The sequence below is a fragment of the Mesorhizobium sp. WSM4906 genome (assembly GCF_029674625.1).
In the GTDB taxonomy this organism is placed as follows: domain Bacteria; phylum Pseudomonadota; class Alphaproteobacteria; order Rhizobiales; family Rhizobiaceae; genus Mesorhizobium.
This window is the reverse complement of sequence record NZ_CP121355.1, coordinates 3,131,374-3,151,305: the sequence shown is the minus strand read 5'-3', so window position 1 is coordinate 3,151,305 and position 19,932 is coordinate 3,131,374. Positions and strand designations below refer to the sequence as shown.

The window sequence follows — 19,932 nt, the reverse complement described above, 5'->3', positions numbered from 1 at the left end:
ACGGATTGGGCTAGCGTTCTGTGGACAGGCGCGGTTGCCCGCGCTCCTCTTCCTCTGCGAGTTCGGCAAAGGCCTGGCGACGACGGGCGTTGCGTCTGGCCAGCTGCTCCGACAGCCTGTCCAGCTTGGTCACAGCCTTCATGCTCGCGCGGTGGTCATTGCGGGCTTCCGACAACTCGACTTTCCGTCGTTGCTCGGCGACGCCAGCCATCTTCTCGCCTTCCCGCAACTGCCCTGTCTTCCTGGCGGCGACCTCGAACCGTCCCTGAAGCCGATGAAGGCTGGCAGCATTCACTGGCTGTCCAACCAGTGCACCGAAGGCCGCATATTCAGTGTCAGCCGTGCGCTGGAGATGTTCCGTAACGGCGTCGGCGGCATTCTGAACGTCCCTTGCGGCCTGGTTGGCGGCGGCGCGCCTTCTGATCACTTCTTCCTCTGCGCGCTCCTCGCGGCGGCGTCTGAGGTCGCGCAGTCGAGCGATCATGTCACGCTCGTTCATTGACGATCTCCCGCATCAGTTGGCGAGTCTTCTCGATGCTCTCGTGCATGGCGGACGGCTGACGCAGGAAGGCGTTGATGGCATCGATCTTCGCTACCGCCTCGTCCGCAGCGGCATCGCTGCCCTTTTCGTACTCGCCGACGCGCAGCAGCAGTTCGATGTCGGCATGGCGGGCGAGCAGTTCGCGCAAGCGGCCGGCGTCGGCACGATGCGTGGACGGCACGACGGCATCCATCAGGCGGCTTCGGCTGCGCAGGACATCGATGGCAGGAAAATGGTTGCGTTGCGCAAGCTCGCTCGACAGGAAGACATGGCCGTCGAGCAGCGCCTGGATTTCCTCGGCGACCGGATCCAGCGTGCCGTCGCCTTCCAGGAGAACGCTGTAGAGGCTGGTGATGGATCCGACGCGACCGGGCCCGGCGCGCTCGAGCAGGCGCGGCAGGACCGCAAACAGCGAAGACGGAAAACCGCGCCGCGTCGGCGGCTCGCCTGAGGCCAGGCCGATCTCGCGCTGCGCACGTGCAAACCGCGTTATGTTGTCCATCGCAAGCAGCACATGCTTGCCCTGGTCCCGGAAAAATTCGGCTATGCTTGTCGCTACATAGGCGGCCTTGACGCGCTCGATGGCGGGCCGGTCCGAAGTAGCGACGACGACGATTGCCCGCTCGCGCCCTTCCGATCCAAGCTGGCGTTCGAGGAATTCGCGCACCTCGCGACCGCGCTCGCCGACCAGAGCGACCACGGCAACGTCGGCGTCGGTGCCGCTGACGATATCGGAAAGCAGGATAGACTTGCCGACCCCTGGCTCGCCGAAAACACCGACGCGCTGCCCGCGCGCACAGGTGAGCAGTCCATCGAGTGCGCGGATTCCGAGCTGGATCGGCTCGGAAATCAGACTGCGTTCCAGCGGGGATGGCGGATAGGCATTGACCGGGTAGCTGCCTGCAATGCCGTCCGGTGAAAGCGGCTTGCCATCCAAAGGCTCACCGAACGCGCTGATCACCCGGCCCAGAAGGCCGGGTCCGACGGGCACCAGCTGATCCTTGCCGGTCGCAATGACCTCGGTCAAGCTCGAAAGACCGGCCAGATCGCCCAGTGGAACGAGGACCGCCATCTCATCCATGAGGCCCACGACTTCAGCCTTGGTCGTCCTGCCGGTTCTGGGGTCGACCAGCTCGCATATCTCGCCGATCCTGGCTTCCTCGACAGTCGCATGAATGACCATTCCGGTCACCCGCCGCACACGTCCTTTGCGGGGGCGGCTTGAATCGTCACGAAGGCCGGAACGGAGATTCGGAATGATGGAAGCCAGACGGCTTTCGATATCGATTGCCGAACCCGTCATGCCGGCGCCCCGGCCTTTGACCGGATTGCAGCGGCGATGGCATCGAGCTGCGCGTCAATGCTGGCATCAATGACGGCGATATCGGTCGAAAGGATGCAAGCCGCCGGCGCCAGCGTATCATCCGCATCGATCTCAACCATCATGCCCAGATCGTTCTTGCGCAAGACCGCGTCGAGCTCCTCGCGAACTCTGTCCACGGAAGCGGGATGGACGCGGATTTTCAGATATCTGGCGCGGCGAATTTCGGTCACGGCCTGTCTGGCGGCCTTGGCTACAAGTGTGCCGACGTCGAATTCCCCCAGAATTCGCCTGACGACTTCGAGGGCAAGCCCGGTGACTTCGGCTTCCAGTCCACCGAGATAGCGATCCACCTTGACTGCGGTTTCGCTGATCAGCCGGCTGGCATCCGCGTCGCCTTGCGCCTTGCCGTCCTCATAACCCTGCGCGTATTCGGCTGCGTAGGCGCGCCGGGCGGCTTCGCGCATTTGCTGGGCATCACGCCTCGCCGCATCGAGAAATGCATAGCCATCCTGCCAGGCGCGCGCCTCGGCGGCGCGCAGGATGCGGGCATGGGGGCGCCTTGGTGTTTCAACGGTCGCAGTGTCCGCTGTCGCAGTGTCCGCTTCGGCCATTACGCTAACCCATCGCTCGGCGCACAATTGCCGGGCCGACCTCGATGAACGGCTTGGCGGTCCGGTCGACGAATTCGTTCGGCACGAGCTTGATGCGGACGCGCGCACCTGTCTCGCCGGGCATTGCCTGGCACCATCCGCCAAGGCAGCTCAGACCGTCGGCATAGACACGAACGCGGATATCCTCAAGCGATTGCAACGCCCGTGCTGGACCGGCCAGATCGCGGTTGGCGACCGCAAAGGTGCAGAGATCCGCGCCAAGCGCCGCCTGCAAGGCATCGGCTTCGCGCCCGTCAATGACGGCGGCAAGATTGCCGGCCCAGTAGATTGCGCCCGAGCGAAGGGCGAGGTCCTCCAGCTCCTCGCCCGACAACAAGGCAATCGCCCGATCCACGTCATCCGAGGGTTCATCGACCGCGCGAGAGAGTCGGTAATGCTCGAGCAGAAGCTTCGACAACCGCTCATGCAGGCGTTGCGACTGCAGCATGCGCTGGCATGCAGCTTCGCTGATCGCACCGTCAAAGCATTCCGCGAGTCGGGCCGCATCCGCATAGGATGCGAGGCCGGAGATAAATGCCTGCCATTCCGGGCTGGCGGCTTGCCCTGAACCGGTCCCGGTCATGCCTTCCTCGCGGGCATTGCGGAAGCGTCGAGGGCGTAGACATCGGGCCGCCGATACCACTGCAGGTAGGCCAGCCGGGCAGCCAGCGCGAGTATCGCCGCCGCCATGCCGTAGAACAGCCACATCGCGGCCGCCACGCTGTCCGGATGCAGCCTGAGCCCAAGGAAAGTTGTGAACCCTGGCTCGGATGCCTGCTCCGGGGCTGTCGCGGCGACCGGAATGAGCGTGACGGAGACGTTGTCGTAGGTCAGTCCGGCGATACCCTTGGACACCAGCATCTTGACCTGCGGGACCAGCTCGTTCATCGGCACGGATGCGCGATGCCTGATGAAAACCGACGCGGACGACGGCACCAATTGCTGCCTCAGTGGATCATTCTCGGGCAGAACGAGATGAACCCGCGCGGAAAGCACGCCGTCGATGTCGGAGATTGTCTGCGACAGCTCCTGGCTCAGGCCATAGATCATCGTTGCGCGCTCTTCCACCGGCGAGGACACGAGCCCTCCCCTCTTGAACACCTCGCCAAGCGTCTGGAATTCCTGTTTGGGCAAACCGCTTTCGTCGAGGATAGCCATGGCTTCGGCAAAACGGCCCTTCTGTACGGAAACCGTCATCTTGCCGTCCTTGCCGGCCTCCCGCTGAGCCGGAATTCCATGACGCATCAGCGTGGCCACGATCTCGTTGGCCTGCCGCTGATCGAGGTTGGAATAGAGCTCCACCGAGCAGGCCTGGAGCATAAGCATGCCCGCGACGACAAGCGCAACGCGACACCCGGCGACGCATCGATTGAACAGCGCTGACCGCCGAGGCAGGACCAATTCGCGCACGAACACTCCGCAACGCCTACTGTTGCTTGATCAGCGTGCTGGTGGACGACGTCACGGCCTTCACGCTGCTGGTCACGATTTCCAGATTGGCTGCTGCCCACATCACGGAAATGGATCGCTCGAGCAGTTGCTGGGCATTCTTTGCCGGCGCATTCTCGGCTTCCTTGCCTGACGGAGCGGCATCCTGGGTGGTGGCCGTTTCGGTCTGCGCTGGTGTGTTCGCCTTGCCGAGAGCCCTTTGGACCTGCTGCATTGTTCCTTCCAGCGACTGGACAGCAGAACCGAACAGGGCCGAGGAATCCGCGGCTGCCCCCCCTCCGGTCTTTTCCACCTCGGCCAGATAGTCGAAGAGTTTGCGCTCGATGATCGGCTCTGCCCGCTCCGATCCGGAAGATTGGCCCGCCATCGCCGGATTGGCTCCCGACGACGCCTGCGCCACCTGTCGGCCCGCGCCTGTGGCGACATCGCCGCGCTCAGATGCGTTGGGCTTCGCCGCTTCGTGCTTTTCCTGCTTGGCACCCACCATCTGGTTGCCCGGCTGCGCCGCCGCGCCGGCGGTGATCTGCTGTTGCGAGCCTATGCTGGTGGTCAAGCTTGCCAGCGAGGCCTCCAGGGCTCCAATCGGCGCGATCTGCATGAAGCTGCCCTCCTATTCCTTGGTCGGTTTTCCGGAGGGGACATTCTGCGCCTCCGCCTGCCTTCCGCGAAAAACGCGGACCGAAGCGACCTTGCCGGGCTCCTGTTTGCCGCCTTGCGCGGCGGGAACTCCGAGTGTCTTCCTGACGAGTTCGATATAGGATGGCGGCCCCGATACCGAGACGACGTCGTCCTGCATGGAAACCTTGACTGGAAACTTCGGATCGATGACGCCCAGTCGCGAAAGCCGGTCTTCCGCGCCGGCGGCCCTGTTGGCATCAAGCGGAATCAGTTCGGTCTGGACCTCTGCTTCAGTGGCGACATTCATGACGATGCCGTCGAAATGCCAGACCAGACCGTATCGATTGCAAATCTCTTCCAGAAATTCGCGCGCCGTTCCAACCGGCATGCCGGCGCTCAAACGTCCCTTGACGAGCTTGCTGATACGCATCGGCACCCGCATGTTGCGGCCGAGTTCGACAAGCGCATCCGTCACCGACTGATCGATGGTGATGTATTTGTAGGGACCCTGCGGCCAGCGCGGCTCGGCGGCATCGGCCCGCGAAACAGCAAGACCGAACGTCATGATCGCCGCCAGCCCGCCGGCCATGATGGCAGCGCTGGCTTGCGACAACCGATCGACATGGCAGGTACCGCGTCCAGTCAACATTGGTCCTATCGCAGGGACGAGGAGCGAAGGCCCCGCGTCGCCCGTCTCATGGTTTACCCGCCAAATTCACCCTATCGCGCGCGTCGTCAAAATGGAAGTCCAATTGGATTGAACTTGTGTATTTGGTTCCAAATGTTGCGATCAGCGAGCAAAGCGATATGGTGCGGCCTGGAATCGGAGCAGCGAGGGCTCGCGGTCGCCGGCTTGTTGCTGGAATTTGAAGGGATCAGCCCCGGTGGCGGCACACAATAACCTGCTCTTGAGCTTGAATGCTCCGGCCGGCGTTCCTTGGCGCTGGGCTCTGGTCCGGTCGCGCCTTGGCAAGGGCTTGGGTGAAGCGGTTCTGGTTGCTGCCGTGTTGACTGCCGCGATGGCGCCGGCGCAAGGTCAATCGAACAGCGGCTACGACCCGCGAAGCTGGAGCTACGATCAAGCCCGAAATGTGCTGGTCTCGCCATCCGCTCCCGACCAGACCGCGGATGGCGAAATGAGGCCGGCATGGTCGGCAATCCCAAGAGAGATCGTCGATTTCGGTGAGACGCAACCGAAGGGATCAATCGTGATCAACACCAGGGAGCGGCGCCTCTACTACATATTGGGAAATGGCAAGGCGCTGCGATATGCGGTCGGTGTCGGCAGGGAGGGGCTGGAATGGTCCGGTCGCGACACGATTTCGAGCAAGAAGGACTGGCCGGATTGGCGGCCGCCGGCCGAAATGCGGTTAAGGGAGGCATCGAAAGGCCGCTTATTGCCGGCGCGTGTCGCGGGAGGGCCGAACAACCCATTGGGCGCACGTGCGCTCTATATCGGCAACACGCTTTATCGCGTTCATGGCACCAATCAGCCATGGACCGTCGGCCAAGCCAACTCCTCCGGTTGCATCCGCATGACAAATGAAGACGTTATCGACCTATATGACCGAGTGAAGATCGGCGCCCAGATTATTGTCCGGCATTGAAACGTGATCCCTTTCAACATCAAACAGCTCGAAACCTTTCTCCTGGTCGCGACTTTCGGAAGCTTCCGGAAGGCTGCGGAACGCTTGAACACAACACAGCCGGCGGTATCGACCCGAATTGCCGGTCTGGAGGAAGCGCTCGGCGCGAAGCTGTTCGAGAGGCAGAGCGGCACCGTAAGACTCACCGCCGAGGGCCAGCGCCTGCTGCCGCCGGCGCAGCGTGTCCTGCGTGTCGCCGAACGGCTGCAATTGACGGCAAACTCCCTTTCAGAGACAGCGGGTGTGCTCAGGCTCGGGGTTGCCGAGACCATCGTGCACACCTGGCTTCCCGATTTCCTCAAGGAATTGCAGGCAAACTATCCGTTGGTCGATACCGATATCGTCGTCGACACGACGACGACCCTTCGCAACGAGCTCATGTCCCACCGGCTTGATCTTGCAGTGCTTATGGGCCCCATTCAGGAATACAGCATCGAGAATATTGAACTGCCTTCCTTTCCGCTCGTATGGGTTTGCTCGCCGTCCTTGAAATTGCCCAACTGCGGAAAGCTGACGCTGAACGACCTGATGCAATTCCCGATCATCAGCTATGCGCGCCCGACGAGACCCTACAGCGAACTTTACCGCAAGCTGAGCGGCGAACTTGAAGCGGCGCCGCGTATCTTTCCGGCCAATTCGCTGGCCGCCTCCATCACGATGACGCTGAACAGCATCGGCATCGCCTCCCTTCCCAGGGAAGTCGTCCAGGATCATACTGCCAGCGGCGCGCTACGCATCGTCGACTGCGAATGGCATCCCTCCGACCTGCGGTTCACCGCTTCATATTCCTCTGAACCATCCAACCCTGTAGCGGAGCGGGCTGCAAAGCTGGCCGGCTGCATTGCACATGCATATGCCGCGAGAATCGGCAAGGCGCAGCCTCCCGACGAACTCGGAGTTGAGCCCGTAGCGTCTCAGCCGACCGACGCAATCGGCAGGTAGATGCGGTCGCCGGAGAAAATCATATCCGGGCTCAGAATATGATCCATGTTAAGCACCACCGTATCCGCCACGTCGGCCGAATGCGCGTTGGCGATGAGGCGAATGCTGTCGCCGTCCCTGACTTCGACCCACCGATAGCCGTCTTTCTCCAGGGTTGGATTCGTGCGGCCCTCCGAATTGCTGCTGCCCGCGGGATGAACCTCGACATAGTCGCCGGAGACCCAGCCGCTATGTTTTTTGCCGTCCGGTCCGAACCCTTCGACGGGTATCCAGGCCTCTCCTGACGGATCGGTCGAGGGCTTCGCGGTCTGCTCGACGAACGTGCCGGGTTGCAGGACCGTCACCACGGCAGAATCGTCCTCGGGCTGGCTCCGCAAATTCAGGCCGTCATCCGCCGACACGACGAGTTGCGGGAAGTCTTCGGGCGGGGTCTTCGGCTTGCCTGGAACATCCGAGTGATTGTCGGGCTGCGGGGACGACGTATCGCCATCCGGTTTCTTCGGATTGGGCGGAGCGGTCGTTTTCGGGTCCCAGGGCTGCGCGAGCATGGAGTCCAGAGAGAAGAGAAGCATTCCGATGCCGAAGGTGATGCCCAGCGTCCATCGATCCACTGTGGCCCATCGTTTGTCGGACTTTGCAGCCGCCGCGATATCGGCGTCGGTTCGCGGCACCGAACGGCGATTCGTCCGGTCCGTTCTTATCGCCGACGCCCAGAACTCCGCGCAGCCGAACGTGAACATGGTGCCGGCGACCGTGGCGATCGGCGCGGGCCAGGAGTGCAGTGTGTAGACGGCGCAGCCGAGCACATAGCCAGGACCCGCCAGATACTCGGCCAGGTTTCGGATCACCGGCCTGCCGGTGAACGACTGCAGCATCGACTTCGTGCCATAGACGACATTGCCGAGTGAGAACGTGCTGTTGACGACAATACCCTTCCCCTGGACCATCCCAGTCGCCGCCCCTGGCGCCGCGGCAATGAATGTGGCCCCGCCGAGCGCATTGAGGAACCGCCCGAACGGCTTATGGTTTGCGGTCGCGTTGGGGAAGACAGCCTGCGCGCCGAAAACGAAGCCCCGCACGCCGAATGCCACCGCTCCGGCAGTAGCGGTCCAGGTCGGAGGCAGCGAGCTCCACAGCACGTAAGAGGTGGTCGACATGCCGCCAAAGGTGGCGAGTGCCTGAGCGTTCTCGCGCATCCTGGCATGGCTCAGCGCCAGATCGACGCTGGCGGCCTGGTCCGGCATCATCGCCTTTTTATGGGTCGCCCGGAAGGTCGTCAGCTGCAGCACGGAGAGAGCGTTCTTCTGGTCCCCGCTCATCCACTCGAACTGCTCGGGCGTGAACTTGCGGAACTGGCCAGGGCTCGTCTCCCCGAACTGATTTGGTGTCGCCGCTTCGATCTGCGGCTGGATGAAAGCCTCGGTGTGGTGAATGGTGAAGGCGCCCCATTGATCGCGGGTCAGCACCGGGATCTGCTTTTCGGTCAGCCACGGCACCTGCCTGGGATCGAGCTTTGCGACGTCCACGGAGCCGACCATGGGTTCGGGGATCGCCCGAACCTGCCGCTCGGTGACATGCTTAAGCAAACCGGCCTTCGCCAAGTCCTTGAACTGCGGTGACGTGAACTTGGCGACCTGACCGGGCCTGAACCACGGAACCTGGCGCGCGCCCAACGTCGACATGTCGACGAACTGGACCTTGTCCCCCTTGATCGCCTGCAGCTGTGGTTTCGTCAGGTGCGACGTCAGACTGGCTTTACCGAGATCCTGGAACTGCTGGTCCGTTGCATTCCGGATTTGGCCCTCTGTCAGCCATGGAATCTGCTTCTCGCCGAGGCTCGCTATATTGACAAAGCCTGTCTTTGCCTTGGGGATGCCGCGCAGTTGGCTCTTGGTCAGATAGGGCAGCAAGCCGGCCTTATCCATGTCGCCGAACTGCTGTTCGGTCAGCTCGGCGACCTGCTCGCGCTTCAGCCATGGAACCTGGGTCGGCTGGAAATCACCCATGACGAGATCCGGCACCTGATCAAGCGGGGTAGCCCTGACGCCGTCCCGGGTGAGCGGCCGACTGTTCGACGCCGACTGTCCCTTGCCGCGCAAAGGCTGCGCGGCGGCATTGGCCTGTTGATTGTTCTCTTCCGGACGGCCCAGGCTTCCCGGCACGTGACCGTCGGAAGCTCCACGTATCCAGGGCAGCACCACGGCCTCGCCCGTATCGGGGTCGTACACCAGTATGTGCGTCTTGTCCGCCATCTCCGGGGCATCGCCCCATACGTGCGTGCTGTCTGAGGGCGGAACATGGACCTGCTCCGGGCTCCTCGGCCCGGTACCCAGCACTGCCGCCGTAATCACCTCGCCACTCTCGTCTTCGAGCTGAATGGCACGGCCGGAACCGCTTCTGACCGCCGCGGGTTGGGGCGGCGGTGTTGTTGCGGCAGGTTTGTTGTGTCCGAAGATGTTACCGACAATCCCGGCATCGTCGAGCGCCCCTTGCAACTCGGCCGAAGGCGGCGCATCGAGGAAAACCCAGCGCGGTTGATAGCCTGAGTTCTCGTTCCGCAGCGCCACATCCTTGTTGATCTGCTCCTGCAGCTTCGGCGTAAGCGGAACTTCGCGCATCTGGGCGACGCCATTGATGGTCGTCCAGCGATGATAGGTCTTGACCTCGATCGCCTCGATCACGTCCTGGCTCTTGAAGACTGGCGCATCCACGTAACGCCCACCCTGGCCGGTAACAGGATGGGGACCGTCCGGGTTGGCCTCGACCGGAAAATGGGCTTCTCCAAGCGACCTGTTGAGTTCGCGCGTATAGGTCTCGCCTGCCTTCCACTTTTCCGGCTGCCGCATGTTGCGGATCTGTTGCAGCGAATAGGTTGTCGGCGGAGCCGCCTCGATTGCTTTCCTGGGTGCGTGCGCCGGCGCCGCCTCTCCCGTTGGCGTCGCTTGGCCGCCCGGCACATGGTCCTCCGAGGCACCGCGCGTCCATGGCAGGACGTATGCTTCGCCTGTATCCGGATCCCGGAACAAAATATGCGACTTGTGCATCAACTCCGGTTCGTCGCCACGCGCTTGCGGCCCGTCCGCCGGCGGCACATAGACGTTCTCTGCGCTTTTTGGCAGCGGTCCGTAACGAGTGGCCGTCACGGATTGCCCGTTCTCGTCCCTTATCTGGATCGGGCCGCTTCGGCGGCTTCCTACCTGCGAGGACAGGAACGTCAGCACGCCGTCGGCAACGTCCTGGCGTATGAACCCGCCGTCGACGATCGACGGGCCGAATTCGGTCCGGAACTGCTCTATCGCGGCGCGTTGGTCGGGCCTGGCCGTCTTCTCCAACTCGCCGAGGAACTTCTCCAGGGAGGCCCTGCCTCCCTTCGGAACGCCTTTCGCGGCACCATCGCCCGACGGCTGCACGGCGTGAGCAAGCCAAGCCGGGACCGTCAGCGTTTCGCTCTGCCCATTGGCCCGATCGAAGGTCAGTGTCGCGTCTTCGCCCTTGGCGATCGAAGGAGCGGTCTTGGCCGCCTTCGACTTGTACTGGAACCTCACTTCGGCACTGTAAGCCACCGCTCCTGCAGGCAGAGGCGGCGTCGACATTGAAAGCGTGTAACGCGTGGCGGGCGTGCCGTCCGAGCCGTACAGTTTCCGATAGATGTTGCCGGCGCTCGGCATGTAGCGGGACTGTGGCGATCCCTCGGGGCGAAAACGCGCCGGAATCCAAGACTGCACTGTCGATTTCACCTTGTAGGTCGCGGACGTGACCATCCGGTCCGGATTGAAACCCAGCGCGCCCGGCAGCCTGTTGCTGTCGTTGAAGATGACGTCGACGAGCATCGCCTCGGGGTTGACGACGCGAGCCTTCTCGCCCGTCAGCAAGACAATATCCGCCGTAGGCGACTTGCCCGGTATGGCTGAAAGCCGCAGTCCGCTCTGTGTCGGCTCATCGACAAGGGAAACCGTGTTCGATGGATCGATCTGACCGGACTTGACGAGGTCGCGAATCGACCGGATGCCATCGCCCTGCCCGATCGCCGTGATTAGTTCGGATCCCTTGGCCGGGTCGTTGACGGCGAACTGGACCTTCAGCTTTGTCGCGCCAAGAGCCGACTGGATCTGGTCGAACGCCTGTGCCGACACGACGTCGCCCGGCCGCAGCGTGTCGGTCACAGGCAGTTCAGGACGCTTCTCGAAACCGATGCGCGGCATCTGATCGACTGCCGCGACATGATTGGCCACGATCGGCAGGCGTATTCCGGCCTTGGTCTCGGTCATGACGCGATCGAAAGGAAGCGTGCCTTGCAGCACGACATGGCCGGAGCTGTTTTCCGCCGGCACGCCAAAGAAATCGTGCTGGCCCGGCGCGAGGCTGACCTCCTTGCCACTCAGCGAGGGCGTGTAGATCATCTCGATCACGGTGCCTTTGCCGTCGGGTGTCATCCCCACGATGGCGGCATCGACCGGCTTGGCCTCGTAGCCGCTGGCATCGTGGAATATCGCCTTGCTCGCCGCTGCGGACAAGTCGCTGCTGCGAACCGGGAAGGCCGTCTGATTGGATACCGGCCAGACACCAGCCTGAAGGCTGGTTATGTTCCTGTATTCCCGTGCCCGGAAAGACACCACGCCCTGGGTGCCGAGGGCATCCTTGAACGGCGTCAGGCTGCGTTGGCCGACGCTGTCGAGGATCGACCATCCGATCATGCCGAAGTCGGTTTTGGTGCCGACGCCGAAGCCAACGGCCGCAACTGTCGGCGAGCCGATCCCGAACGCCTGGCCCGTGTTCAGCCTGACCCGGACGGTGACGCCGACGCGGAAGTCGGGCAAGGTCTCGCGGAGGGGCGTGCGCGGGATTTGAACGCCATCCGGGCCATAGCGCTCGGCCATCTCGCGGCTCGAATAATAGCCTTTCTCCTGTTCATAACGGCTCATCAGCTGCTCGGCGCTCAGGCCGTCGAGATAAGCCGATGGCGTCTTCGGGTCCTTGCCGCTGGTGTAGACGTAGCCACTCGTGTCGCGATCCGGCATGCCGGTGAAGCTGCGTGTCTGCGGATCCCAGACAAGACGTACCGGCCCTTCCTTTACTGTCGGCTCGCCCGGCACGACGATGGGGTCGCCGTCAGCGGGGTGCGGTATGCCTGAGGCGGTCGAGCCTTCAGGATCGCGGACCGGCGCCGCCGTCGCGCCGTTGCCGCCGACGTCATCGGTTTTGATCACTTCTCCCGGGATCACCGGGAGGCTGGGGTCGTGGAAGACCTGCTCTCCCGTTGGCCGGTAAACCCCGTCGGCGCCGATTTCGTAGACATTCATCGGACGTCCCGAAGGGCCGGGTTCCAGCGCCAGTTGCGACGGTCGTTTGCCGCCGGGCGGTTGCTGGAACGGTCCGTCGCTGCCGGGCGGATTTGCATCAGCGCCGGGAGCGTTGGGGTCCTGTGTGCCCGTTCCTGGCCGCATCGTGCGCAGACCATGGATGCCGAGCCCCGTGCCGGTGATGCCGGTGCCAAGGCCCGTAAGCGCGTTGGCAAGCTGGAGACCGTTCATCTGGTCTCGGTTGGCGGCGAGATCGTAGGCCGATGTTGCCAGTAACGGCGAGCCGACAACCACCGAGCCGACATCCATCCCCCAGGCCGCCTTGTTCAGTCTGGCAGTCGATTGCATGTATGTGCGGGTTTCAGATGCCAACGCCCAGTTCGATCGTGTTGCGCCGATGCTGCCAGCGAAGGCGCGGGGACTGGCAGCAACGCCTGCCAGGAATGACTCACTCTTCGCCGCCATGCCGATCGTGCGTAGGCCGCTGGAAGCCATGGGCAGAACGGTGGTTGCTGCGCTGGCGATGTTGGTCAACGACTCGGTGTCGTACCACTCGCCACCATGGTCCAGGTGGTTGACCTCGTTTATGACCGCTCTGGTCCCGAGATAGGCCGCGCCGGTATAGGCCAGCGGCGCCGCGACCGGCGCGGCCGGCGTGAACGACAGGATGGTGGCAATGCCGGTGCCGATGCCAACCAGCGGATCGACGACCTTGTCCCAGACGGAGACATTGCGGGCCTTGACCACGTCGAGCGCGATCTTGCCGTCGGGTCCCGCCTTCATCTCGAGGTCCTTGGGAACGACGAGCTTGCCGTTCTCGCCGAACTGGCTGTTGTTGTCCTGGAAATCGCCGAGGTCGTCGAACTTCTTGCCGGTCGCGTCGACATAGCGGGTGTTGCCATCCCCGTCGCGCACCGCAAACAGCGTGACCTGCTGCGTTCCGACCTGGTCGTCGACATAGAAGATCGGCACGCTGCGCACATACGGATTGTCGCCGCCGATATCGCGGATCTCGTCAGTCACATTCTCTATCGCGTCGCGGCCGTCATCGGTCGAACTGTCCAGGCCGAGCTTCCGGGCCACCATTTCATCGAGATCCGTGCCGCGCTGCTCGCGAAATTCGTTGTCGTAGCCTTTCTTGAGCAGTTGCTGGAATCTCGGCTGATACATGGCGTCGAGCGTCAGCTGCTCGTGCTCGTCCAGATAGGTCTTGTCGACACTGGTGTTGTCATCGGCCAGCAGAGACGGCTCACTGAGCCGAAGCTCGTGATAGTCGTTGAAGCCCTGCAACTGTCTGCGCAGATCCCCGATCTGACTTATCTGAAGTTTTGTCGCCTCCAGCCTGAGCTTGGCGACCGCCAGTCCGGGATCGACCCAGCGACCACTTTTATCGTCATCTTCCGTATCAAGGTCGATCCAGATTGCCTTCCCGCCCTGGGTCAGGGCGTCGATCCCATTCTGCTCATAGTTCTGGGCGACGTCCGGCGCCACCTTGATCGTCTGTCCGCCGACTTTGATCTCGACCGGCTGCGCGCCGTTGGGCAGTGTGCCTTCGGGAGCGTCAACCGATCCCGGCTTGTGATGTGTCAGCGCATTGTCGAAATTGGTCTGCAGCATCGGCAGCTTGGCGTTCAGATCGGCGAGGCTGTTGCCGAGCTGGCGATCCAGGACGTCGTTCAAGCTCTTTGCCGCCTGCTCCTCGCTGGACCTTACCGATTGCAGACCATTTGCCGTGCAGACTTTCGCGTTGGAACCATAGCCGGCCAGAAGCGCCTGCCAGTCCTTGTTGAGTTGACGATCGCGATATTCGTCCCTGACGTTCTTGTCGCTCAGGCTGTAGGTCAGCTGCTGTTCGGTGGTTCCCTCGTCGAAATGGTTGATGACCCAGAGCTGGCCGTCACGGATCTCGAGCGTCGAGTTCTTGTAGTGCCCAAGGTAATCGCCGCTAATGCGATTGTACTTCTCGTCAAAGTTGAACTTCTGTTCGCCAAGATACTCGTTGGACAGCTTCTGCTCGAGGTCCGTCTGCCGCGCGCTGACCTGCGTGGCATTGGCATGGGCGTCGAAATAGTCCTGATAGGCCTGCGCCAGTTCGAGCTGACTGCCTGCCGTCGTCTGCAGGGTCGTGAGTTCCTTGTATTCCTTCGAGTCCTTGGGAACACCGTTGAGGTCAGCCTGACCGACCAGGAAATCGATTGTGAGCTTATCACCCTTGCTCAGATGCAGGCCGACCTCGGAAAACAGCTTGTCGACAGCGGAGTGGTCGGCGACGCTTTGATCGCGTTGCGGATGAAGGTCGGGAGTGCCCCGCGCGCTGACTGACGGCGCATTCGGATCTCCAAGAGGCGTCAGCGGACCCTGCCCGGCGATGGCGTCCTTGAGGACGCGCCCGGCGTTCTCATATTCGCCGCGGGCATCCTGCGCGTTCTTCAGCAAGGTGTTGGCCTTGGTCACCCGCTCGCGTGCATCGGCAAGCGTGCCTTTCGGCTTCTGGGCGTTCCATTGCAGCCCGTGAGGCGCCAACGCCTTGTTCAGGATGGTCTGCGCACCACCGACGGCATCCTTGTAGGCGGGATCGAGCATATCGACATTGAGCTGTTCCTGTCCCTGGACTGCCAGAGCCCGCATCTCGGTGACGCGTGACAGCGCGATGTTCTCGTCGATGATGGCCTGAGCGACCTGTGGGTCGACCCAGGTCCAGACGCCGTCGATCTTCATCGGCATCCACTTTCCCCCGGAGGGCGCGTTGCCCTGCGGCGGATCGCCGAAAGGATCGACAACCCTGTTCTGCCCGTCAAGCTTAGGCTTGGCGGGCATACCCAGGTGGTATTTGTCGATCAGGGCCTGTTTGTCCTGTCCGGCCTTTTCCGCGGCGTCGATGAGACCGGGCAAGGCCTCTCCTGCCAAGATCCCTTCGACGAAGGTCTTCACGACCTCGCCTTCCTTCGCCTCCTTGGGGTCGCTGCTGTTGGGGTTCACCGCCAGCAGCGTCCTGGCCAGGGCCTCTTGCGTGCTTCCAGCCTCGATCTTCAGGTCGGCGCCGGTGGTGTTGTTGTGCAGCGTCATGCTGCCATCGGGCTTGGTGGTCAGCGTATAGCCGTTGAATGTGACCTCGACCGTCGTGCGGGTGCCGTTGTCGATGGTAATTTTTTCGCCTGTATGGATTGTGTTCGGGTCGCGCGACGAGCTGAAAAGTTCCGGATTCGTGCGCCTGAGGTCAGCCAGCGTGACGCCATATTGCCGCGCGATCTGGGTCAGGTTGTCGTCCGGCTGGACCTCGTACACGACAGGCTTGCCGCCATTGATCTTCTTGGTGGTGGTCGTGGTCACCCGACCGTCCTTGTCGGTGACCGTCTTGGTTTCGGTTCCGTTGCCATCGACGGACAGCGACGTTTTCTTGCCGTCCGCGGTGGTCGTGACGGTGCGTACATCGTGCTGATAATCGTAAGAATAGACGGTCTTGCCGCCAGTGCGCGGATCGGCGAGCTCGACCGACTGCGCGTCGCTGCTGTTGTTGGTCGTAACCTTGTAGCCGGCGGCTTGCAGTTCGCCGATCACCTGCTCGTTGGTGAGGCCATTTTCCTTAGCGATTTGGTCGATGCTTTTTCCGTCGGCAAGATCGTGGTTGATGTCCTGCGTGGTGGACCCACCTGGATCCTGGGAGGGCGCCAGTATGGTTTTGCGGCCGTCCGGGCCGGTGACGGTGGTCATTGGCAGGGAAGGACCAGCGCCCGGCGTCACCGTTTCCACCGATGCGCCGTCGGGCAATGACGTCCGTTCGGTGACGGTTCCGGTCCCGAGATCGTCCTCGTAGCGCGTCGTTATGGCGCCAGTGTCTGAATTGTAGCTGGTGGTTTCCTTGCGTCCGAGCCCATCCCGGATCGGTGAGGTCGTCGTCGCGCCGCCGGGTTGTTCCTGGACTGTCGCATAGTAGCTGTCGTGCTGGTAGTCATAAAACTGTGTGACGGTCCGGCCGCTGGCATCCGTGATTTTCGTCGTCTGCGTGTCGCCGTTTGGCGCACTGCTGTCTGACACGATCATCCCACCGGACCTGAGCGCGGCGATAACCTGCTCGCGCGTCAGGTGGCGATCAGACGCGATCTGCTCGATGCTTTTGCCTCCGGTAACGTCGTTGACGATATCGCGGGCGGTATTCGCTGCTGCGGGATTGTCCTTGGCCGGACTCCCATTGAGATCCACCAGCGTCACAGCCGGAGTTGCCGGATTGGTGTTCACATAGAGTGCCGGGGTTACCGTCGTGCCATTGCCGGATGTGCCATTGCTCGCGTTCGCGACATTGACGCCCGGCGCCGCCGGAGCTGTTGCCGGGCTCGGCTGAAGGGAACTCAATTGCGTGTTTACCTGCGCCAGTTCCTGGCGAGCCTGTGCCGCCCAATCGCGCTCGCCCATTCTGTTGGCGAGCCTGATCTGGTCCCGCAGCGCTGCCGCCTGCACCTCCAGCCGTGCTACCTGGGCGGCATCCGCGTTGGCATTGACCTTCTGTGTCTGGAGGGGCGGCTTGGCGAGCGTTATCGGGCGAACCATCTAGACGACCTCCGGAAATCACTTGCTGCCGGCGGCCCGCCGCCGTCACGCCCGTCCCGATTTCAACCTTTCTTGTCGTTATCGAGGGAGCTTCCAATAAATGCCGAAAGCAGCAAGTTGCTCTTCCGACTGTTTAACGCGTTCCGCCGCATTCGCCCCAGACCGCACTGCCGTCAGCGCCGCCAGGATTTCGACGGCAGCGAATGCCGGCGCCATGCTTCGGAAGAACGATTGCGAATTCGAGGTGACGATGATCGCTTCCCGCGCGATCCGGGTCAGCGGCGAGACGCTGCTGTCGGTGATCGCCACCACGCCGACGCCCTGCCGGGCCGCCTGGCGCGCCACCTCTATCGTTGTGCGCTCGTAAGGCGACATGCCGACGGCAAGCAGCACGTCGCCGCGTCCCGCATGCTGAAGGGCTTGCAGGCCTTGTCCGGCCATCTCGCCGACCAGCATCACATTGCGGTCGCCGCCAGCCGCAAACGACATGATGTCAACGAAATGGCTCGCGACCGGATAAGCCGAGCGCAAGCCTAGGCCGAAAAGATTGCGCGATCCCGCAACGAGGTTGGCGGCAGCGATGAATTGCATGGCGTTGCCGTACTCGCCAAGACTTGAGATCTGCGCAGCGAGAGAGTCGGCAACGACCCCGGCTGTCGAATATCCCGAATCGCCATCCCGTTCGCCACCCTGCCGGGCCGGTTCTCCGGCTGTCGTCTCGCGCAGCGCGCGCGCATAAAGGCTGCGCATGTCCTCGTAGCCTTCAAGGCCAAGCCAACGTGCCAATCGCATCATCGTGCTGTGCGAAACGCCGGCCTGCTGCGCCTGCTCGCGCATCGACATCAGCGCCACATCCTTGGGGTGATCCAGGACGAAACGCGCCGCCACCCGCAGTTGCGGCGGCATATTCTCAAACCGTTCGACCAACAGCTCCGCCAACGGACCTTTTTCCATTCCCATTACCCCATCAAACCCCGTCGGTCAGGCTACTCCGTGAGCGCCTGAAACGCAACAGTTGGAACAAACAAGCCTCAAATATTCCAAGTGGACTTTCATTTTCGATCATCCTGTCCTAGATTGCTTCGGCAGGTCCTGGACCGCATGCACGAGCCCGGGCTTGCAACTTGAACAGCCCCTCAAGGAGACAATGATGGCTGCCACCCCTCCCATTACGTCCGGTTCTGCAGGGTCACCGGAACAAAACCTGGACAAGATGATCAAACAACAGGAACGCATGTTTAACCTGGAGATCACAAAAGATATCGCGAAATCCCAGCATGACATGCTGATGAGCACCGCCAAGACGCTCGGCGAATCGGCTGAGAAGGCCTGACGCGAGGATGCTCAACCTATGCGCCGCCGACAGCAAGCGGCGGCGCACTTGCATGACTGAAGCCCATTTGTCCGGCTGCATTCGAAATCGTCATCGGCGGGAGATGAGGTGGCATGACCGCTAGCCCTATCGGCAGATATTTGGACGCTGCGCCGGCGCGCCAGCTGCGATCGATTATCACCCAGTCGTCGTCACCCGCACAGCCCATCGCGCTCAGCGTGACGCAGGGTTTTCATGCCGGCGCCGAGCTCCGTCTGATTGAAGCGCTTTATACGATCGGCTCCAGCACCGAGTCAGACATCGTCCTCAGGGATGCGGGCATCGCTCCGATACACGCCAGGCTGCGGCGCAACGGCAACCAGTTTGAAGTCGAAGCCGTCGGCGGCGATGTTGCGCTCGCCACAGGCGAAATCATACGTCAAGGACATGGCAGCCGCTGCAGGTTGCCGTTAGTCATCGGCATCGGCGACGCCCGTATCCGGCTGGTCAGTCCGGGACACCCGTCGAGCCGGTGGTCGATCGGCAACCGCTCCATGCTGGTCGCGGGGGGCGTTCTCTTTGCCGTTTTCGCCGTTTCCGTCGGCGCCAACGGATTCTCGCTCGCCAAGTCCGACATTGGCCCACAGGCATCTTCTCAAGACGATCAGCCGGTCAGAATGGCTTTCGCCGGGGAGCGCGGCCAGGAAGTGCTGGACGATTCATCGCCGGCGCAAATTCAAACTGTCGCTGATGCGGAAAGCCAGCTCAAACAGCGTCTCGATCAGTCCGGCATAAACACCTTGACCGTCCAGCGATCGCCCGGGCGCCTTGTGGTTTCGGGCGTGATCCCGGATGACAAGAGAGGCGTATGGACAGAGACGCAATCCTGGTTCGACCAGACCTTCGGCGGTCATGTTCCCCTCGTATCCAATGTCATGACCGGCAACACACAGCAGGCGCCGCGCCTGACGCTGCAGGCGATCTGGTATGGCGACCGGCCTTATGTCATCGCAGCCGACGGCGCGCGCTATCACGAAGGCGCATTCACCGATGACGGCTGGACCATCAAGCATATCGGCGAGACGGAACTTCTGCTGACCAAGGGCGGCGCCACAGTCGCGCTGAAATATCCGTGAACCGCCGACTAGAAGGGCCGCGCCTCGATTCGGCGAGGGTGGAAACCGCCGGCCGCGACGTGCATCAGGCCGAAGGCGGGCGCGGGCAAACGATCAGCCGGCGACGCATGAATGGCGTCGATAAAACCGCCAAGGGTGCTCAGGGGACGAAATCGGCCGCTGCCGCGGGAGGGTCTGAAACGGCGGAATTCCAAGCTTCTCGACATGCGGCCGGAGAATCGCTGGATGATATACTCACCAATTTCGTCATGCCCATCATTCCGGAGCCGGCCATCCTGCGCCGCTCGGTACCTATTCTACAGCATTTCATAGCGAACCTGGTTCCCGACCTTGAGGGCGGCGAGCAACTCAAGACGCTCGCCAGAACGCTGATCGAGGATGAAATCGAACGTCATCGTGACCTGCTTGGCCGCATGCAGGAAGGAGTCGAAATCTGACCGACCCGCGTGACACCGTCCATCTGCTGCAT

14 protein-coding genes are annotated in these 19,932 nt (G+C 62.4%); 5 read left to right on the top strand and 9 right to left on the bottom strand.

Annotation, left to right across the window (positions count from 1 at the left end; all coding sequences use genetic code 11):
• Positions 1-10: 10 nt before the first annotated feature.
• The 7 genes from QAZ22_RS15065 to QAZ22_RS15035 are packed head-to-tail and all read right to left on the bottom strand — an operon-like array spanning position 11 to position 5,231.
• Entirely contained in the window at positions 11-499 is a 489-nt protein-coding gene (locus QAZ22_RS15065; protein WP_278207566.1) for a hypothetical protein, read from the bottom strand.
• Positions 486-1,844 (bottom strand): FliI/YscN family ATPase, encoded by a 1,359-nt coding sequence (locus tag QAZ22_RS15060; RefSeq protein ID WP_278207565.1) that lies wholly within the window; start codon positions 1,842-1,844, stop codon positions 486-488. Before QAZ22_RS15060 ends, QAZ22_RS15065 begins: the two co-directional genes overlap by 14 nt.
• Positions 1,841-2,476, bottom strand: coding sequence for a type III secretion system stator protein SctL (sctL, locus tag QAZ22_RS15055; RefSeq protein WP_278207564.1), 636 nt, complete (start codon positions 2,474-2,476; stop codon positions 1,841-1,843). The genes QAZ22_RS15060 and sctL overlap by 4 nt, the downstream gene beginning before the upstream one ends.
• Positions 2,477-2,480: 4 nt before the next feature.
• Complete coding sequence (locus tag QAZ22_RS15050) at positions 2,481-3,098, bottom strand: SctK family type III secretion system sorting platform protein (RefSeq protein WP_278207563.1); 618 nt, start codon at positions 3,096-3,098, stop codon at positions 2,481-2,483.
• The gene (sctJ, locus tag QAZ22_RS15045) at positions 3,095-3,931 is read right to left on the bottom strand and encodes a type III secretion inner membrane ring lipoprotein SctJ (protein ID WP_278207562.1); all 837 of its coding nucleotides are present in this window, start codon (positions 3,929-3,931) and stop codon (positions 3,095-3,097) included. Before sctJ ends, QAZ22_RS15050 begins: the two co-directional genes overlap by 4 nt.
• Positions 3,932-3,941: 10 nt before the next feature.
• Entirely contained in the window at positions 3,942-4,562 is a 621-nt protein-coding gene (locus QAZ22_RS15040; protein WP_278207560.1) for a hypothetical protein, read from the bottom strand.
• Between the two features lie 12 nt (positions 4,563-4,574).
• Positions 4,575-5,231 carry a type III secretion protein gene (locus tag QAZ22_RS15035; protein WP_278207559.1) on the bottom strand — a complete coding sequence of 219 codons (657 nt, stop codon included), beginning with the start codon at positions 5,229-5,231 and terminating at the stop codon, positions 4,575-4,577.
• A 235-nt stretch (positions 5,232-5,466) separates the two neighbouring features.
• On the opposite strand from QAZ22_RS15035, the gene QAZ22_RS15030 reads away from it, so the two are divergent.
• Together QAZ22_RS15030 and QAZ22_RS15025 are read left to right on the top strand one after the other, a co-directional pair.
• A complete protein-coding gene (locus QAZ22_RS15030; RefSeq protein WP_278207558.1) occupies positions 5,467-6,189 on the top strand; it encodes a L,D-transpeptidase in 723 nt (240 codons plus the stop codon).
• Between the two features lie 3 nt (positions 6,190-6,192).
• Positions 6,193-7,170 carry a LysR family transcriptional regulator gene (locus QAZ22_RS15025; RefSeq protein WP_278207556.1) on the top strand — a complete coding sequence of 326 codons (978 nt, stop codon included), beginning with the start codon at positions 6,193-6,195 and terminating at the stop codon, positions 7,168-7,170.
• Here QAZ22_RS15025 and QAZ22_RS15020 read toward each other — a convergent pair.
• Together QAZ22_RS15020 and QAZ22_RS15015 are read right to left on the bottom strand one after the other, a co-directional pair.
• Positions 7,143-17,015, bottom strand: a complete 9,873-nt coding sequence (locus QAZ22_RS15020) for a LysM peptidoglycan-binding domain-containing protein (RefSeq protein ID WP_278207555.1) — start codon at positions 17,013-17,015, stop codon at positions 7,143-7,145. The two genes, QAZ22_RS15025 and QAZ22_RS15020, sit on opposite strands and share 28 nt — an antisense overlap.
• Before the next feature lie 78 nt (positions 17,016-17,093).
• Positions 17,094-17,954, bottom strand: coding sequence for a MurR/RpiR family transcriptional regulator (locus tag QAZ22_RS15015; RefSeq protein ID WP_278207554.1), 861 nt, complete (start codon positions 17,952-17,954; stop codon positions 17,094-17,096).
• A 211-nt stretch (positions 17,955-18,165) separates the two neighbouring features.
• Between QAZ22_RS15015 and QAZ22_RS15010 the strand changes: the two genes are divergently transcribed.
• From QAZ22_RS15010 to QAZ22_RS15000, 3 genes are all read left to right on the top strand, one after another.
• Positions 18,166-18,348: a hypothetical protein gene (locus tag QAZ22_RS15010; protein ID WP_142875995.1), complete on the top strand. Its 183-nt coding sequence runs from the start codon at positions 18,166-18,168 to the stop codon at positions 18,346-18,348.
• Positions 18,349-18,461: 113 nt separating this feature from the next.
• A complete protein-coding gene (locus QAZ22_RS15005) occupies positions 18,462-19,463 on the top strand; it encodes an EscD/YscD/HrpQ family type III secretion system periplasmic domain-containing protein (RefSeq protein WP_278207552.1) in 1,002 nt (333 codons plus the stop codon).
• Positions 19,460-19,900 carry a hypothetical protein gene (locus QAZ22_RS15000; RefSeq protein ID WP_278207551.1) on the top strand — a complete coding sequence of 147 codons (441 nt, stop codon included), beginning with the start codon at positions 19,460-19,462 and terminating at the stop codon, positions 19,898-19,900. The genes QAZ22_RS15005 and QAZ22_RS15000 overlap by 4 nt, the downstream gene beginning before the upstream one ends.
• Positions 19,901-19,932 lie beyond the last annotated feature (32 nt).

Coding starts and splice junctions, on each gene's coding strand:
- QAZ22_RS15065 (WP_278207566.1), bottom strand. CDS start 499: ATGAACGAGCGTGACATGATCGCTCGACTGCGCGACCTCAGACGCCGC.
- QAZ22_RS15060 (WP_278207565.1), bottom strand. CDS start 1,844: ATGACGGGTTCGGCAATCGATATCGAAAGCCGTCTGGCTTCCATCATT.
- sctL (WP_278207564.1), bottom strand. CDS start 2,476: ATGGCCGAAGCGGACACTGCGACAGCGGACACTGCGACCGTTGAAACA.
- QAZ22_RS15050 (WP_278207563.1), bottom strand. CDS start 3,098: ATGACCGGGACCGGTTCAGGGCAAGCCGCCAGCCCGGAATGGCAGGCA.
- QAZ22_RS15040 (WP_278207560.1), bottom strand. CDS start 4,562: ATGCAGATCGCGCCGATTGGAGCCCTGGAGGCCTCGCTGGCAAGCTTG.
- QAZ22_RS15035 (WP_278207559.1), bottom strand. CDS start 5,231: ATGTTGACTGGACGCGGTACCTGCCATGTCGATCGGTTGTCGCAAGCC.
- QAZ22_RS15020 (WP_278207555.1), bottom strand. CDS start 17,015: ATGGTTCGCCCGATAACGCTCGCCAAGCCGCCCCTCCAGACACAGAAG.
- QAZ22_RS15010 (WP_142875995.1), top strand. CDS start 18,166: ATGGCTGCCACCCCTCCCATTACGTCCGGTTCTGCAGGGTCACCGGAA.
- QAZ22_RS15005 (WP_278207552.1), top strand. CDS start 18,462: ATGACCGCTAGCCCTATCGGCAGATATTTGGACGCTGCGCCGGCGCGC.